15 protein-coding genes are annotated in these 14,955 nt (G+C 57.9%); 11 read left to right on the top strand and 4 right to left on the bottom strand.

Going from position 1 to position 14,955, the window contains the following annotated elements:
- The first annotated feature begins 1 nt into the window (after window position 1).
- The 7 genes from ACVOL0_RS09450 (at window position 2) to ACVOL0_RS09420 (ending at window position 6,557) form a co-directional block, all read left to right on the top strand.
- Window positions 2-556 (top strand): hypothetical protein, encoded by a 555-nt coding sequence (locus ACVOL0_RS09450; RefSeq protein ID WP_481548866.1) that lies wholly within the window; start codon window positions 2-4, stop codon window positions 554-556.
- A 259-nt stretch (window positions 557-815) separates the two neighbouring features.
- The gene (locus tag ACVOL0_RS09445; protein WP_481548865.1) at window positions 816-2,141 is read left to right on the top strand and encodes a hypothetical protein; all 1,326 of its coding nucleotides are present in this window, start codon (window positions 816-818) and stop codon (window positions 2,139-2,141) included.
- Between the two features lie 23 nt (window positions 2,142-2,164).
- Window positions 2,165-2,557 (top strand): GtrA family protein, encoded by a 393-nt coding sequence (locus tag ACVOL0_RS09440; protein ID WP_481548864.1) that lies wholly within the window; start codon window positions 2,165-2,167, stop codon window positions 2,555-2,557.
- A gap of 3 nt (window positions 2,558-2,560) precedes the next feature.
- Window positions 2,561-3,352, top strand: coding sequence for a glycosyltransferase family 2 protein (locus ACVOL0_RS09435; RefSeq protein WP_481548863.1), 792 nt, complete (start codon window positions 2,561-2,563; stop codon window positions 3,350-3,352).
- Window positions 3,345-4,097: a glycosyltransferase family protein gene (locus ACVOL0_RS09430; protein ID WP_481548862.1), complete on the top strand. Its 753-nt coding sequence runs from the start codon at window positions 3,345-3,347 to the stop codon at window positions 4,095-4,097. The genes ACVOL0_RS09435 and ACVOL0_RS09430 overlap by 8 nt, the downstream gene beginning before the upstream one ends.
- Complete coding sequence (locus ACVOL0_RS09425; protein ID WP_481548861.1) at window positions 4,094-6,001, top strand: lysylphosphatidylglycerol synthase transmembrane domain-containing protein; 1,908 nt, start codon at window positions 4,094-4,096, stop codon at window positions 5,999-6,001. Before ACVOL0_RS09430 ends, ACVOL0_RS09425 begins: the two co-directional genes overlap by 4 nt.
- A gap of 4 nt (window positions 6,002-6,005) precedes the next feature.
- Complete coding sequence (locus ACVOL0_RS09420; RefSeq protein WP_481548860.1) at window positions 6,006-6,557, top strand: HAD family hydrolase; 552 nt, start codon at window positions 6,006-6,008, stop codon at window positions 6,555-6,557.
- Between the two features lie 68 nt (window positions 6,558-6,625).
- Here the strand turns inward: ACVOL0_RS09420 and ACVOL0_RS09415 are convergent, their stop codons facing one another.
- Both ACVOL0_RS09415 and ACVOL0_RS09410 read right to left on the bottom strand, forming a co-directional pair.
- Window positions 6,626-7,561 (bottom strand): electron transfer flavoprotein subunit alpha/FixB family protein, encoded by a 936-nt coding sequence (locus ACVOL0_RS09415; RefSeq protein WP_481548859.1) that lies wholly within the window; start codon window positions 7,559-7,561, stop codon window positions 6,626-6,628.
- The gene (locus ACVOL0_RS09410; protein WP_481548858.1) at window positions 7,561-8,307 is read right to left on the bottom strand and encodes an electron transfer flavoprotein subunit beta/FixA family protein; all 747 of its coding nucleotides are present in this window, start codon (window positions 8,305-8,307) and stop codon (window positions 7,561-7,563) included. The genes ACVOL0_RS09415 and ACVOL0_RS09410 overlap by 1 nt, the downstream gene beginning before the upstream one ends.
- 245 nt (window positions 8,308-8,552) lie before the next feature.
- Here ACVOL0_RS09410 and rfbB point away from each other — a divergent pair, with 245 nt between their 5' ends.
- From rfbB to rfbD, 4 genes are read left to right on the top strand one after another with little or no spacing between them, the layout of a single operon-like run.
- On the top strand, window positions 8,553-9,608 hold the full coding sequence (rfbB, locus tag ACVOL0_RS09405) for a dTDP-glucose 4,6-dehydratase (RefSeq protein WP_481548857.1): 1,056 nt from the start codon (window positions 8,553-8,555) through the stop codon (window positions 9,606-9,608).
- A gap of 51 nt (window positions 9,609-9,659) precedes the next feature.
- Window positions 9,660-10,547 (top strand): glucose-1-phosphate thymidylyltransferase RfbA, encoded by an 888-nt coding sequence (gene rfbA / locus ACVOL0_RS09400; protein ID WP_481548856.1) that lies wholly within the window; start codon window positions 9,660-9,662, stop codon window positions 10,545-10,547.
- Window positions 10,544-11,101, top strand: a complete 558-nt coding sequence (gene rfbC, locus ACVOL0_RS09395) for a dTDP-4-dehydrorhamnose 3,5-epimerase (protein ID WP_481548855.1) — start codon at window positions 10,544-10,546, stop codon at window positions 11,099-11,101. Before rfbA ends, rfbC begins: the two co-directional genes overlap by 4 nt.
- On the top strand, window positions 11,098-11,997 hold the full coding sequence (rfbD, locus tag ACVOL0_RS09390) for a dTDP-4-dehydrorhamnose reductase (protein ID WP_481548854.1): 900 nt from the start codon (window positions 11,098-11,100) through the stop codon (window positions 11,995-11,997). The genes rfbC and rfbD overlap by 4 nt, the downstream gene beginning before the upstream one ends.
- A 99-nt stretch (window positions 11,998-12,096) precedes the next feature.
- Here rfbD and ACVOL0_RS09385 read toward each other — a convergent pair whose 3' ends face one another.
- Together ACVOL0_RS09385 and ACVOL0_RS09380 are read right to left on the bottom strand one after the other, a co-directional pair.
- Window positions 12,097-13,500: a mannose-1-phosphate guanylyltransferase/mannose-6-phosphate isomerase gene (locus ACVOL0_RS09385; protein WP_481548853.1), complete on the bottom strand. Its 1,404-nt coding sequence runs from the start codon at window positions 13,498-13,500 to the stop codon at window positions 12,097-12,099.
- Window positions 13,501-13,508: 8 nt separating this feature from the next.
- Entirely contained in the window at window positions 13,509-14,855 is a 1,347-nt protein-coding gene (locus ACVOL0_RS09380) for a phosphohexomutase domain-containing protein (RefSeq protein WP_481548852.1), read from the bottom strand.
- Window positions 14,856-14,955: the final 100 nt, after the last annotated feature.

The following is a 14,955-nucleotide window of genomic DNA, read 5'->3' as shown; positions in this document are numbered from 1 at the left end:
CGTGAAGGTAGTCCGTTATGGCGTAGTAACAGCGCTTGCCATGCTGGTCGTCGGGTGTTCGAGCCCAAGCTCGGAACCAATTAATCAAGGTGCGGCCAATGGGGCGGATGTGCAGGAATCTGCGCCGCCGCCAGCCCTTGGTGCGCAGGAGCTTCCGGTAGGTGCATTGATCGAGCAGCCGTTGTTGCTTGGGAATGGTGGTGCAGTATCGCTGACGGTCAAGGCATCGCTTGCCGGCGAAATTAGCAAGGTGGGTGTGCAGATCGGTAATTTTGGCGGGGCCTCGGACGGAAGCGTTGCGGTCGAATTGTGCAAGGGGTCGCAGTGCGCGAGCGGCATGACTTCCTTGGTTGGTTCGTCTGACAACGCATACCTTGATATCCGCTTGGATAATGCGCTTCCGGTGCAGGCGGAAGACTCTTTGATGGTGAAGTTGTCGAAGGTTGAAGGTAGTCATGATGTGGCGCTCTGGCTCTATGGGTCGGAGGCCGACATGACGTTGCCGGATCTGACTTCGACCCGAGCAACCCCAAAGCTCCGTCTCGCGTATAAGTAACCTCTGAAAGAATTGTGAGCCCCGCAGCCGTACGGCTGTGGGGAGCGCAGTCTGCTAGTGTTTTCTTGTCTCACTAATTAGATGTGAGATCAAATGTCCGGTTGGTGTATGAGGTTGAAGAGAGAGTTCGGTCGAGATGAATTCCAGTAGCGTGGTCAGGTATTTGAGATTCCCGCCGAGAAGCAAAGCGATCGCAGCATGTTTGGGGCTGTTTGCGTTAGCATTCATTTTGTTCAGTCTCCGGAATCTTGATCCGGTCGTGTATCCGACGCTGTACGGCGAGGATGGAAAGTGGACCGCCAGCCTGTTGTCCAATGGCTTCTACGAAACTGCGTTAGGCTCAAGGGTTTTTCCGGTACTTGGCTTTGTCATTCTCTACCAGGTCGGGCAATGGATCTTAGCGATTTTTCTTGACGGGAACCTGTTTTATCTGCCATTGGTTTATTTTGTTTTGGCCAATTTGTTTCTGGCGACGGTTGTGGTTACTACGTACTCCAGCCTTAAGGGAAGGATACCTGTAGGGGCACTAGCGGCCATTTTGGTGGCAATTGTGCTTGCTCCGGTTGGTGACGATGCCAACGAGATTTACGGGCGTATCCTAAACTTGGGGTTCTTCTTCCCGCTCTTGCAGGTGATGCTGCTGCTTAGGCTGATGGGGCCTGATCGAGGGCTGGGCTGGACCTTCGCAGCCCTTGGTTTTTCTCTTGTGTCCGGATTGACTTTCCCGGTTGGCATTGCGGTGGCGCTCACTTGCGGCACCTTGCTGCTTATTCGGTACTTCCGCGAGCGCCGTAGCAATGCCGAGCTTGCATTGGCCATCGCCGTTCTAGCTACTGCGTTGATTCCGCTGTTGATGCTAACTGGAGCTTCTTTTGCCAGCAAGGGCGGCGCAAATCTGCCAATAAAGCATGAGGCTTATATCGAGTTCGCAGTTGCGAGATCGATATTGTATCCGTTCGTTTTCTATTTCTACAGCGCGCTGAGCGATACATGGTCGCTGATTGTGCTGGGCATATTGGTTTTCGCTACCACTGCCATTGTCTGGGCGACGCGACACTCAAAGAGTGTGCCGGATATCTCGCGAGGATATTCTTTGGCCTTCCTGTGGGGATCCACGAGCGCATATTTTCTGGCTATGATCGGAATGCGTTCGGGCTTGACTAGTATTTTCAATGGCTACGCCAGTTCCTTTCCCGACCGTTACTTTGTCGGTCTGAACCTGTTGCTGTTTGCCAGTGTCATAATTACTTTGTGCCGGTTGCGCCTAGGCGGGTGGTTGGCTGTATTGCTGGCCGTGCCGTTCCTGGTGACTGCATCCCCGCGATTTGAGTTCACCCAGTCCACGCGTCGCTTTGATTCGGTTGAAACCTGGACGCAGAGCCTTTGCGACGCAATTCCACGGATCAAGGGGCGGTATGTAACGGTGCCGATTCCGCCCGACGGATGGTTCGCACAGATTCCCACTCGCAGCATGACTGTTTCCTTGGCCGATGAGTGCGCGCGACCCGGGCCACACGACTACAGTGAGCTTCCCCTGTTGCTTGGGTCGCAGCGGGACGGGGATGGCAGAGTGGAGTCTCAGTGATTTTGCGACGGCGGATGTTGCCATTGAGTTCCAAACCCCTGCAGTTCGTGGCTGTCTCTGGGCTGGGGTGGTGCTTGGATATGTGCCTGTTTTACCTCCTGGTACGGTGTGCAGGGTTGCTGCCAGGATTTGCTAACTTCATCAGTGCCAGTATTGCTGCGATGTTAGTTTTTATGGTTTCACGCAAATTCATTTTTTCTGATGAGGATCGCGATCTGCGAGGGTTGCTCGGTTATTTTGCATACACAGAAGTCAATATTGTTTTCTGGGCATTGGTGATCGAATGGCTTTCACGGCTGAGTAGCGGGCTGATCGGCATGGAAATGGCCGTTGTTGGTTTGATTGCCAAAATTTTGGTGACACCGGCATCGCTCATCTGTAACTACTTCGTGTCACGTTGGATTTCAGGGAAGTAAAATATGAATGGTCGGGTTCTCGTATTCGTGCCAGCCTATAACTGTGAACGACAGGTTCCGCGGGTGTTGGCGCAGTTGGAGGCGGGTTGGACGTTGTCCAGTATCGAGCAGGTAATCGTCGTTGACAATGGCAGTTCTGACAGAACGCGCGAGGTTGTAGCCGAGCATATCCGTGGGCGAGGCGATGGGCGCTTCAAACTATTGCTCAATGATGCTAATTACGGGTTGGGCGGCTCGCACAAAGTCGCGTTTCAATATGCTCTCAGGGAGGGCTTCGATTGGCTTGTCGTCCTGCATGGCGACGATCAGGGGACGATCGCTGATTTTCGTGAAGTGATCGAACGTGCGCAGAACAGCGATGTTGATGCCTATCTGGGAAGTCGTTTCATGCGTGGATCGAATACTCCTGGTTATTCGCGCTTCCGTATTTTTGGAAACTTTGTATTTAACTCTATTTATTCGATGTGCTTGGGTAAGGCTGTTCATGATTTGGGCGCGGGTTTGAATTTTTACCGCATGGCGAGCGTCCGGATTCCGGAGGTTCTAAAGTACCCCGATAATCTGACATTCAATTGTGTCATGTTGTGTTCGCAAATAATTCGTGGTAGTAAATTGGAATTTGTGCCGATCACTTGGCGAGAAGATGATCAGGTGTCAAATGTAAAACTGTTCCGTCAATCCTTCCAGACGTTGGGAATCGCACTGTCTGCCTTGTTCAGGCGTCGTAAGTTTCCCGAGGCTGAGTACAGGCAGGTCCCGGTCGTTGGATATTCCTGGAGGGTGGCTGATGTCTGATGCCGTTTCCATGGTGATGCCGATGGCAGGGCGTGGCTCGCGTTTCGGCAAAGATGGCCAGATCCTGCCCAAACCTTTGATCGAGCTCGCAGGTAAACCTTTCTTCTACTGGGCGACACTCGGTATTCTCAGGGAGTTGCCTCAGGTGCACCTGGTTTACGTGGTGCTGCAAGAACATGTTCAAGAATTCGACATCGGTTCTAGGGTGAAGGAGTATTTTCCAAGCGCAAAGATAGTGGAGGTTCCCGAGGTGACCTCTGGGGCGCTTGAAACCGTGCTGAAGGCCCGGCCGTTGGTAGGCAAGGGCAGCATTATCGTCAATGATTGCGATCATGCGTTCTACTATTCGCGGCTTGGTGAAGCCGTGACATCCCTCGCGGCCGGCAATGAGGGCTTTCTTTCGCATTTCCGCTCCACTATTCCGCATTTCTCTTTCGCCGCTTATGGCGAGGATGATCTGCTGGAGCGTACGATGGAAAAGGTCGCAATTAGTGATCGTGCGATTGCTGGTATTTATGGGTTCCGCGACATGGCGTTAATAGAATCCGCTGCCGAGGCATACGCCCGTGACTGTCCTTATCCGGAATTATTCGTGAGCGGCCTGTACAACGAGATCGTGCATCAGGGCGGGAAAGTGCGTGGCTTCGATCTGGATAGTCATATACCCTTCGGGACGCCAGATGAGTATAGGGGCGCTGTTACTCGTGGTGCGGAGTTGTTGGGGCTTAGTGAGCCGATGAAATGAATCTATGGTGGCTGGCTATCGCAGTCTTGACGCTACTGTTCGCGCATGTGTTGCGTACAGTTCGCTGGCGGATTTTGCTTTCCCATTCCGGTGTGGATGTGTCCAATCTGCGGCCGTTATCTGCGTTGAGCATAGGCTACTTGGTCAATACGTTATTGCCGTTGCGTATCGGTGAGCTGATGCGTGCCGGCTTGCTGGCGTACACAGTGAGAGCGCGCTTCTCGACGGTTCTGGCGACCGTGTTTGTCGAACGTCTGATTGATCTGGCAGTCGTGGTTTTACTTGTTGCCGTGATGTTCGGTGCGGGGCATGGTCGTGGCTTGGTAATGGCCAGTTTCGGCGGTTTGACCGTTTTGGTAGCGATCTTGTACCTGGTATCGCGAACGGAATGGGGTCGGCGTTTGCTGTGGCGCGTCTCGGCTATCTTTAATGACCGTGTGAAAGCTGCGATCCTGCACTTCTGTCATGCCAGTGCACAAATGCTGTTTTCGCGTTGGTTGCTGCGCAGTACGCGTTTCTGGTTGTTGACGACGTGCATGTGGTGTGTCTATTTGACGTCGCTTTGGTTGTTTTCCCGGGCGAGCGGTGACGCGTGGCTGGACGCTTTCCTGACTGTCTATGTGCGCGCTGTGGAAGGCCCTCTCATGCCAGTGCTGGGCTACCATGACCTTTGGCTGGCGGTCTATCTGACCCTGCCTATTCCATTGATCTTGGTTTACGCCTACCTATCGGGCTTCAACGCGTTGGCTGGCATCAAAAGCATCCTGCGTTCGGCAACGCGAGTGGCTGTGTATTCGGGTGCGAATCAAAGGACGCGCAACCAGGCGTTCAGATCTTTGGACCAGTACCATGCTTACCTCGACCGCCATTACGGTGGCCACGGCGGCATGCTTTCCGAGTTTGAAACGCGCGGTATTGACAACGTACTGTTATACCGAGTGTTTCATGGTGGCTCAGGCGCCATTACAGCATTGGTTGAGGTGGAAGGCACGTTACGGGTGAGAAAGTTCGCCACACGAGGCTTGGCTCCCAAGCTCTCCGTCCAGCGTGACTGGCTGGAGGACAATGGTGCGCTTTTACCACTGGTGCAGGTGATCGAAACCCATTCCGCGGCCGACGACTACTTTTACGATATGGCGTATATAGGTGGTAGTCGCGATCTTTACGAGGGGATTCATAGCGAACCGATCCACGTATCAACCGGGTTGCTAGCCGATGTCATTGATCGGATGGTGGAATTCCACAAAAAGACCTATCAGGCCGACGCTGTAAATGCTGTCGTGGTCGACTATGTCAGAACCAAGGTGCTAGAGAATTTCCGTCAGATTCGACAGGAATTCGATGATATTTTTGAATTGGGCGAGATCGAGCTTAACGGGGAGCTATTTGATCTGAGTCGTCTAGATGTCATGTTCGACGTCGATTGGTTTGTCACGCAGTTCACCGACCGTCGGCAAGCAAGCATCCACGGCGACTTGACCATTGAAAACATCATGCTCAACGGTACCGCTCGGGACGGGCATTGGTTCCTGATTGATCCGAATCCGGTTAATGGTTTCCAATCGCCTTTGATCGACTTTGCGAAGCTGCTGCAGTCGCTTCACCTGGGATACGAAGCGCTCCACAAATCACCGCGCGCCACGCTATCGGGCAAGAGATTGACCGTAGGGTTGCACCGCTCCTTCCAATATGAGTGCATTTACACCAGTGTAGTTAATTGCCTTACCAGTCGTTTTGGTGCTGATGTCATGCGCCAAATTTTCCTGCATGAATGGATCAACTATCTCAGGTTGATTCCCTACCAACTGCGCGCGAACCGTGATGCCGGGTTGGCTTTTTTCGGCTGTCTCTGCATTCTTGTGCGCGAGTACGACAGGCTTTATCCGGAGGCGGAACGTGGTTAAGGCGATGTTGGTAGATTTGGATGGAACGCTGGTTGACACCCATGCAGCCAACTTGATGGCCTATCGACAGGCATTGGACGAAACCGGAATTGTCTACGATCAGGGCTTGCTTAGCTCTGCTGTTGGGCGACTGGCGTGGCGACCAATGCTGCAGCACGTACTGCCTCAGCACCCACATGTGCATGAGTTGGTGGCGCAGCGCAAGCGGGAAATTTACCGGGATCTGTCGCCTCAGGTCCCGGTAAACGAAGAGCTTGTAGGGTTGCTGCGATTGCTTAAGCCTTCGGCAGCGATTGCTTTGGTGACTTCAGCATCACGCGGTTCCGTGGAGCCGTTGCTGGCAGCTAAAGGACTGGCTGAATTGTTCGATCTTGTGGTCACCAGTGAAGATGTCACCAAGCAGAAGCCAGACCCGGAACCCTATTTCCACGCCGCTCAGGTACTGGGGTTGAGGCCTTCCGAGTGTTTGGTGCTGGAAGACTCTGAGGTTGGGCTGGCAGCAGCGCACGCGTTCGGTGCACAGGTCTGGAAGGTGGAGTGGCATAGCCATCTGTGAGAAGGCCTGTTTGTCCTGCATCTGGTGTTTTGCCGGCCCGCGTTGGCTGGGCCGGCGACTGAGTATCTTTATAGCTCTGTTTCCAGCTCCGGCAGGATCGTAAACAGATCCCCCACCAGTCCGATATCGGCGATCTCGAAGATCGGCGCATCACCGTCCTTGTTGATCGCGACGATGGTGCCGGCGTCCTTGATACCGGTCAGATGCTGGATTGCGCCGGAGATGCCGACAGCGATATACAGCTCCGGAGCGATGATCTTGCCGGTCTGGCCGACCTGCATGTCGCTGGGCACGTAGCCTGCGTCGACCGCGGCACGCGAGGCACCGACGCCGGCGCCGAGCTTGTCGGCCAGCGCGTAGATCACCTTGAAGTTCTCTTCCGAGCCCACGCCACGGCCACCGGAGACAACGCGCTTGGCGCTCTGCAGGTCCGGGCGATCGCTCTTGCCGGCAGCCAGACCGATGAAACGGGTGTGGCTCGGCAGGGCAGCATCAACACTGATCGCTTCGACCGGGGCGCTGTTGCCCTTGGCAGCTTCCTGCCAGGAGGCTGCGCGCACGGTAGCCACGACCACCTGATCAGCCGGGGCTTCGACGGTGATGATGGCGTTGCCGGCGTAGATCGGACGCTTGAAGGTATGGGAACCTTCCACTGACATCAGGTCCGAGACCTGGTTTACGCCAAGCAGGGCGGCTACGGCCGGCATCACATCCTTGCCGGTGGTGGTCGACGGGCCGAACACATGGCTGTAGCCAGCAGCGGCCTTGGCGATCTGCGGGGCCTGTACCTGCGCAAGTGCGTGTTCATTGGCCGGATTGGTAATGGTCAGCACCTTGCTGACGCCGGCAATCTGCGTGGCTTCCGCGGCGATGGCGGCCGGGTCGGCGGCCAGCACCAGCACGTGGATGTCGCCGCCCACGGCGGTTGCTGCCGACACAGTCTTGGCGACGGCGCTGTTGAGCTTGCCGTCCAGGTGTTCGGCGATGACGAGAATCTTGGCCATTACAGCAATCCCTTCTGCTTGAGTGCGGCTACCAGTTCGGCAGCGTCCTTCACCATAACGCCCTTGCTGCGCTTGGACGGCGCGGCATAATGGGTGGTCTTGAACGTGTCAGCGGCTTCAACGCCGAGGTCGGCTAGCTGCAGGGTTTCCAGCGGCTTGGCTTTGGCCTTCATGATGTCTGGAAGCTTGATGAAACGCGGCTCGTTCAGGCGCAGGTCGGTGGTGATCACCGCCGGCAGATCGACTTCCAGCGTTTCCAGGCCGGCGTCGACTTCACGGGTGACCGTGGCCTTGCCGTCTGCGATCTCGACCTTGGAGGCGAAGGTCGCCTGCGGGCGCGCCCACAGCGTGGCCAGCATCTGGCCGGTCTGGTTGGCGTCGTCGTCAATGGCCTGCTTGCCGAGGATGACCAGGTCCGGCTGTTCTTTCTCAATAAGCTTGAGCAGGGTGCGGGCGGCGGTCAGCGGCTGGATGGCCTGGTCGGTGACCACGTGGATGGCTCGGTTGGCGCCCATCGCCAGACCGTTGCGCAGATGTGCCTGGGCGTCGGCCGGGGCGATGGTGGCCACGATCACTTCAGTGGCGATGCCCTTGTCGCGCAGGCGCAGGGCTTCTTCCAGGGCGATTTCATCGAACGGGTTCGGCGAGAGCTTGACGCCATCGGTGACCACGCCGGAACCATCCGGCTTGACTTGAATGCGGACGTTGTAGTCCACCACGCGCTTGTACGCGACGAGGATTTTCATGTGCTGCGGGGTCCTTCGGTTGCTGATGGGGGGCCGGCGCGGGCCGGGGACAAATTTTCTCGATTCTAGCCGGGTTGATAGGTCCGTGCGAATGCGTATGGTGACTTATGTAGGCGGCCAAATGTCCGGACAAAGTTTGACGGACAGGGTTTAGTTGTCAATGGTGCGGCTCAACAGGCGCTGGCGTTATATCCTTGTAGGAATTGTTCGCTGCTTTTGCAGCAGTAAATCAGGAGATACAACGCGTGACCACATGGCTTGTGACTGGCGGCGCCGGTTTTATCGGCGGAAATTTTGTATTGGAAGCTGCTGCGAGGGGCGTCCGTATCATCAACCTGGATGCGTTGACTTACGCAGGCAACCTGAAGACGCTGGACAGCTTGGAGGGCAATCCTGACCATAAGTTCGTGCACGGAGACATCGGTGACCGCGAGCTGGTGGCAAGCCTGTTGGCCGAGCACCGCCCTGACGCAGTCCTGAACTTTGCCGCCGAGAGCCATGTGGATCGCTCGATCGACGGGCCCGGTGCCTTCATCCAGACCAATGTGGTTGGAACACTGGGGCTACTGGAAGCTGTGCGCGATTACTGGAAGGCACTGCCTGCTGACAAGGCCGATGCATTCCGCTTCCTGCATGTGTCCACTGATGAGGTTTACGGCACGCTCGGCGAGACCGGCAAGTTCACTGAGACCACGCCCTTTGCCCCGAACTCCCCGTATTCGGCCTCCAAGGCGGCCTCCGACCATCTGGTGCGTGCATTCCACCACACCTACGGTCTGCCAGTGCTGACCACCAACTGCTCGAACAACTACGGCCCGTACCACTTCCCGGAAAAGCTCATCCCGCTGGTGATCGCCAAGGCGTTGGCTGGTGAGGCTCTGCCGGTTTATGGCGATGGCAAACAGGTACGTGACTGGCTGTTTGTTGCCGATCATTGCGAGGCGATCCGCACCGTCTTGGCCAAGGGCCGAGTAGGGGAAACCTATAACGTTGGCGGCAACTCCGAAAAGCAGAACATCGAGGTGGTACAGGCGATCTGTGCATTGCTGGATGCGCGCCGTCCGCGTGCCGATGGCAAGCCACGCACCGAGCAGATCACCTACGTCACTGATCGTCCCGGTCATGACCGCCGCTACGCAATCGACGCATCCAAGCTCAAGGACGAACTGGGCTGGGAGCCTAAGCACACTTTCGAGCAGGGCATCGGCTTCACCGTGGACTGGTACCTGGAGAACCAGCAATGGGTAGACGGCGTGCTGGACGGCAGCTACCGTCTGCAGCGCATCGGCACCGACGCCTGATACCTATGATCCAGCGCCCGCGCGGATGTGCGGGCCAACAAGGAAACAACCATGACGCAACGTAAAGGCATCATTCTGGCTGGCGGTTCTGGTACGCGCCTGTATCCGATCACCAAGGGCGTCAGCAAGCAATTGCTGCCGGTCTACGACAAGCCGATGATCTATTACCCGCTCAGCGTGTTGATGCTGGCGGGCATCCGTGAAGTGCTGATCATCAACACGCCACACGAGCAGGCCTTGTTCCAGCAGCTGCTGGGCGATGGCTCGCAGTGGGGAATGGACATCCAGTACGCGGTGCAGCCGAGCCCGGATGGCTTGGCGCAGGCGTATTTGATTGGCCGCGATTTCGTTGGTGGCAAGCCCAGCTGCCTGGTGCTCGGTGACAACATATTCCATGGCCATGGGTTGCGCGATGTGCTGAATCGAGCCGACGCACAAGCCAGCGGAGCCACGGTATTTGGCTATTGGGTTAACGACCCGGAACGTTATGGTGTTGCTGAATTTGATGGAAGTGGCAAAGTTGTCGGACTCGTTGAAAAGCCACAGAACCCGCGCTCCAACTATGCGGTTACCGGCCTGTACTTCTATGACGGCAATGCCAGCGACTACGCCGCTGCATTGAAGCCATCGCCGCGCGGCGAGCTGGAGATCACCGATCTCAATCAGGTGTATCTGGACGAAGGAAAGCTTCAGCTGGAGCCTCTTGGTCGTGGCTTTGCGTGGCTGGATACAGGCACGCATCAGTCGCTGCTGGAGGCATCCAACTTCATCGAGACCATCCAGACCCGTCAGGGCCTGCAGGTTTGCTGCCCTGAAGAGATTGCCTATGGCCAAGGCTGGATTACGGCGGAGCAACTTCTGGCATTGGCCGCGCCGCTGTCCAAGAACGGTTATGGGCAATACCTGCAGAAGCTCGTTCAGCGAGGAATTGTTCCGTGAAAGTAATTGAAACCGCCATGCCCGGCTGTGTAGTCATTGAACCGGCGGTGTTCGGTGATGAGCGTGGTTTCTTTTTTGAAACCTGGAATGCTGAGCGCTTCAAAGGGCTTGGTCTGCCTGACAAGTTCGTGCAGAGCAATGTTTCTGCTTCCAGTAAAGGTGTGTTGCGCGGACTGCACTACCAGTGGCCGCGCCCGCAGGGCAAGTTGGTCAGCGTGCTGGAGGGCGAGGTGTATGACGTGGCGGTGGATATCCGCCGTGGTTCGCCGACCTTTGGCAAGTGGGAGGCCGTCGTTCTGAGTGCTGAGAACAAACGCCAGTTCTGGATACCGGAAGGTTTCGCACATGGCTTTGCAGTGCTGTCCGAACGCGCGGTGTTCAGTTATCTGTGCACTGAGGTCTATCTGAAGGAGGTTGATGCTGGCGTTCGCTGGAATGACGCCGAAATCGGCATCGACTGGCCAATCAGCGATCCGACGTTGTCCGCCAAAGATGAAAACGCTCCTTTTCTCAAAGATATCGCTGAAGACCGCCTGCCGGTTTACGTGCCATGACCGTACTGGTTTTTGGCGGAAACGGGCAGGTGGGGCAGGAGTTGTTGCGCGCGCTGGCACCGCTCGGTCCGGTTGTGGCCACCACGCGCAGCGGCAAGCTGGCCGATGGTAGTTCCTGCGAGGTCGCGGACTTTGACGTCCCCGAGAGCTTGCCGCCGTTGTTGGAACGGCTGCAGCCTTCGGCTGTGGTCAACGCAGCTGCCTACACAGCAGTGGACAAGGCAGAACAGGAGCCCGAAGCCGCATTCCGGGCCAACGCACAGGCACCGGGCGTGATTGCCCGGTGGTGTGCGACACATGGCGTGCCGATGGTGCATTACTCCACCGACTACGTGTTCAATGGTCAGGGCGTGGCGCCCTATGCTGAAGACGAGGCGACTGAGCCGCTGGGTGTTTACGGCACCAGCAAGCGCGATGGTGAAGAGGCGGTGCGTGCAGCTGGAGGCCGTCATCTGATCTTCCGCACCGCGTGGGTGTATGCAGCGCACGGCGGCAACTTCCTGCGAACGATGTTACGCGTGGGCGCTGAGCGCGATGAACTGCGGGTAGTGGCAGATCAGGTGGGCACGCCGACACCGGCGGCTTTGATTGCCGATGTCACCGCGCAGGTGTTGCAACACCCGGGCAAACTGTCGGGCACCTGGCATCTGACCGCGTCAGGGCAGACCAGCTGGCATGGTTTTGCCGAGGCAATCTTTGCTGAGGCATTGGCTGCGGGTGTGCTCGCCAAGGTTCCGGTTGTGCATGCGATCTCCAGCAAGGAGTACCCAACACCGGCGAAGCGGCCTGCCTGGTCGGTGCTGGACAACCGCAAGCTTCAGCACGATTTCGGTATCACCCTGCCGGCTTGGCAGGAGGGTTTGCGGCAGGTGATGGGCGAAATCGCGAAGGTCTGATGCGCGGCTTCATGCAGGACCAGGCAGTGCTGCATAAGCATCGATAGAACAAAAACCCCGGGTTTCCCCGGGGTTTTTGTATACAGCCTGTTGACGACCTCAGGTGCGCCCGTAGGTGTCCTCGAAGCGCACGATATCGTCCTCACCCAGATAGCTGCCCGACTGCACCTCGATCAACTCCAGCGGCAGCTTGCCAGGATTGCGCAGGCGGTGGGTGACACCCAGCGGGATGTAGGTGCTCTGGTTCTCAGCCAGCAACAGCACTTCATCGCCGCGGGTGACTTCTGCGGTGCCGCTGACCACGATCCAGTGTTCGGCGCGGTGGTGGTGCATCTGCAGGCTCAAGGTGCCGCCGGGTTTGACGGTGATGCGCTTCACCTGGAAGCGGTCGCCGTGATCGATGGAGTCATAGGCGCCCCACGGGCGATAGACCTTGCGGTGCCAGGTGGCCTCGCTACGACCATCGGCCTTCAGGCGCGCCACGACGTCCTTCACTTCCTGCATGCGGTCGGACTTGCCAACCAATACCGCATCGTCGGTTTCGACCACGATCACATCGTCCAGGCCGACCATTGCGATCAGGCGCTCGCCGTAAGCGAAGGTGTCATGGCAGTCGATGGCGATGACATCGCCGCGATGGGCGTTGCCGTTTGCGTCCTGCTCGGAAACATCGCGCAGTGCGGTCCACGAGCCAACATCGCTCCAACCGGCGTCCAACGGGACCACAGCCGCATCGGCCGTCTTTTCCATCACCGCATAGTCGATGGAATCGGACGGACTGGTCTTGAATGCTTCTGCATCCAGGCGGATGAAGTCGGCATCACGCCGCGCCTTTTCCCAAGAACTGCGGCAGGCTGCGAGAATCTGCGGTTGCAGGCGCTCCAACTCCTGCAGGTAGCGTGAGGCACGGAACAGGAACATGCCGCTGTTCCAGTAGTACTCGCCCGAGGCGACATAGTCCTGTGCAGTTGCCAGGTCGGGCTTTTCGACGAAGCGCTCGATGGCGCGCGCGCCTTCACCGGCGACAGCCTTGATATAGCCGTAGCCGGTTTCCGGCGCAGTCGGCTGGATGCCGAAGGTAACCAGCTTGCCCTGCTCAGCAATATCGGCAGCTGCCAGGATGGCGCTGTGGAAATGCGCCGTGTCACGAATCAGATGGTCTGAGGGCAGCACCAGCAAAAGCGGGTCGGCACCGTCACGACAGGCCTCCAGTGCCGCAGCTGCGATGGCAGGTGCGGTATTGCGGCCGACCGGCTCAAGCAGAATGGCCGATGGCGTGGTCCCGACCTGCTGCAGTTGCTCGGCGGCGACAAAACGATGTGCTTCGTTGGCCACCACGAGCGGGGCCTGCGTAGCGACATCGGCCACCCGCAGCCAGGTGGACTGCAGCATGCTGTGCTCGCCGGCCAGCTGCAGGAACTGCTTGGGATAGGCTTCGCGCGACAGCGGCCACAGGCGGGTGCCTGAACCACCGGAAAGAATGACGGGCAGGATCTGGCTCATGAGAACTCTCAGGCGGTGATCAAGGTGGAAATTTCGGCGGTGCGCTCAGCCAGCAGGTCGGCATCACCTCGGGTTTCAACATTCAATCGCAGCAATGGCTCGGTGTTGGAACTGCGTAGATTGAAACGCCAGCTGCCGAAATCGGCACTGATGCCGTCGGTGTGATCCACTGCCGGCGATTGCGCGGCGAAGTGTGCCATTACCCGGGCAACGGCGGTCTTGGCGTCGGCAACCTTGAAGTTGATTTCGCCACTGCACGGGAAGCGTGCCATGCGGTCTTCAACCAGTTCGGCCAGCGACAAGCCGCTGCTGGAGACCTGTGCAGCAATCAACAGCCACGGGATCATTCCCGAGTCGGCATAGGCGAACTCACGGAAGTAGTGGTGCGCGCTCATCTCGCCGCCGTAGACGGCGTTCTCAGCGCGCATCTTTTCCTTGATGAAGGCATGGCCGCTCTTGCACAGCACCGGCACGCCGCCAGCGGCTTCCACCATTTCGACCGTGTTCCAGGTCAGGCGCGGGTCATGGATGATCTTGCCGCCGGGATTGCGGGCGAGAATTGCCTGCGCCAACAGCCCGACCAGGTAATAGCCCTCGATGAAGCGGCCGTTGTGGTCGAAGAAGAAGCAGCGATCGAAGTCGCCATCCCAGGCGATGCCAAAATCGGCACCGTGCTCGCGCACCGCCTTGGCGGTGATGTCGCGATTCTCCGGCAACAAGGGGTTGGGGATGCCATTGGGGAAGCTGCCATCGGGCTCGTGGCAGATACGCACGAACTCCAATGGCAGATGCGCTGCCAGCAGGTCGACGATGGAGCCGGCGCCGCCGTTGCCAGCGTTGACCACCAGCTTCAGCGGCTTGAGCTGGCTGGCATCGATGTAGCTGAGCAGGTGCTGGATGTAGGCCGTCTTGTCATGTTGGTCGGTCTGGCCGGCACGCGCGGGCTGCGGTTGTGAGTCGTCTGCGGCCACTGCATCGGAAATGGTGAACAGGCCGGTATCCGAGCTGATCGGGCGCGCTTGTTCGCGCACCAGCTTCATGCCGTTGTAGTCCATCGGGTTGTGGCTGGCGGTGACCATCACGCCACCGGCTGCCTGCAGGTGGCCGGTCTGGAAATAGACCTCTTCGGTGCCGCACAGGCCGATATCGATGACGTCACGACCTTCCCCGCGCAAGCCGGCAGCCAGCGCGTCCTGCAGCGCAGGACTGGTCAGGCGCACGTCATGTCCCAGCACCACCGGACCGGCGCCGAGTTCGGCGGCCAAGGCCTTGCCGATCCTGCGTGCAATGTCTTCATTGAGTTCTTCGGGCACGCGGCCACGGATGTCGTAGGCCTTGAACGCGGGGAGGGGCATGCATGCATCCTGCTGGGTGAAAGATCACCTAGTTTAGTCGGCTACGCGTTCGTAGGCTGTCTGCACGCTGGATGAAAGTTCCAGGGCGCGCAAAACACGC

It is taken from the genome of Stenotrophomonas sp. STEN021 (genome assembly GCF_056760175.1).
Note: the sequence above shows the minus strand (reverse complement) of the source record. Positions and strands in the feature narration are given on the sequence as shown.

What these genes read in the sequence shown, in the direction of transcription:
- ACVOL0_RS09410 (WP_481548858.1), bottom strand. Translation starts at nt 8,307, where the DNA reads ATGAAAATCCTCGTCGCGTACAAGCGCGTGGTGGACTACAACGTCCGC.
- rfbD (WP_481548854.1), top strand. Translation starts at nt 11,098, where the DNA reads ATGACCGTACTGGTTTTTGGCGGAAACGGGCAGGTGGGGCAGGAGTTG.
- ACVOL0_RS09425 (WP_481548861.1), top strand. Translation starts at nt 4,094, where the DNA reads ATGAATCTATGGTGGCTGGCTATCGCAGTCTTGACGCTACTGTTCGCG.
- ACVOL0_RS09435 (WP_481548863.1), top strand. Translation starts at nt 2,561, where the DNA reads ATGAATGGTCGGGTTCTCGTATTCGTGCCAGCCTATAACTGTGAACGA.
- ACVOL0_RS09420 (WP_481548860.1), top strand. Translation starts at nt 6,006, where the DNA reads ATGTTGGTAGATTTGGATGGAACGCTGGTTGACACCCATGCAGCCAAC.
- ACVOL0_RS09415 (WP_481548859.1), bottom strand. Translation starts at nt 7,561, where the DNA reads ATGGCCAAGATTCTCGTCATCGCCGAACACCTGGACGGCAAGCTCAAC.
- rfbA (WP_481548856.1), top strand. Translation starts at nt 9,660, where the DNA reads ATGACGCAACGTAAAGGCATCATTCTGGCTGGCGGTTCTGGTACGCGC.
- ACVOL0_RS09385 (WP_481548853.1), bottom strand. Translation starts at nt 13,500, where the DNA reads ATGAGCCAGATCCTGCCCGTCATTCTTTCCGGTGGTTCAGGCACCCGC.
- ACVOL0_RS09430 (WP_481548862.1), top strand. Translation starts at nt 3,345, where the DNA reads ATGTCTGATGCCGTTTCCATGGTGATGCCGATGGCAGGGCGTGGCTCG.
- ACVOL0_RS09380 (WP_481548852.1), bottom strand. Translation starts at nt 14,855, where the DNA reads ATGCCCCTCCCCGCGTTCAAGGCCTACGACATCCGTGGCCGCGTGCCC.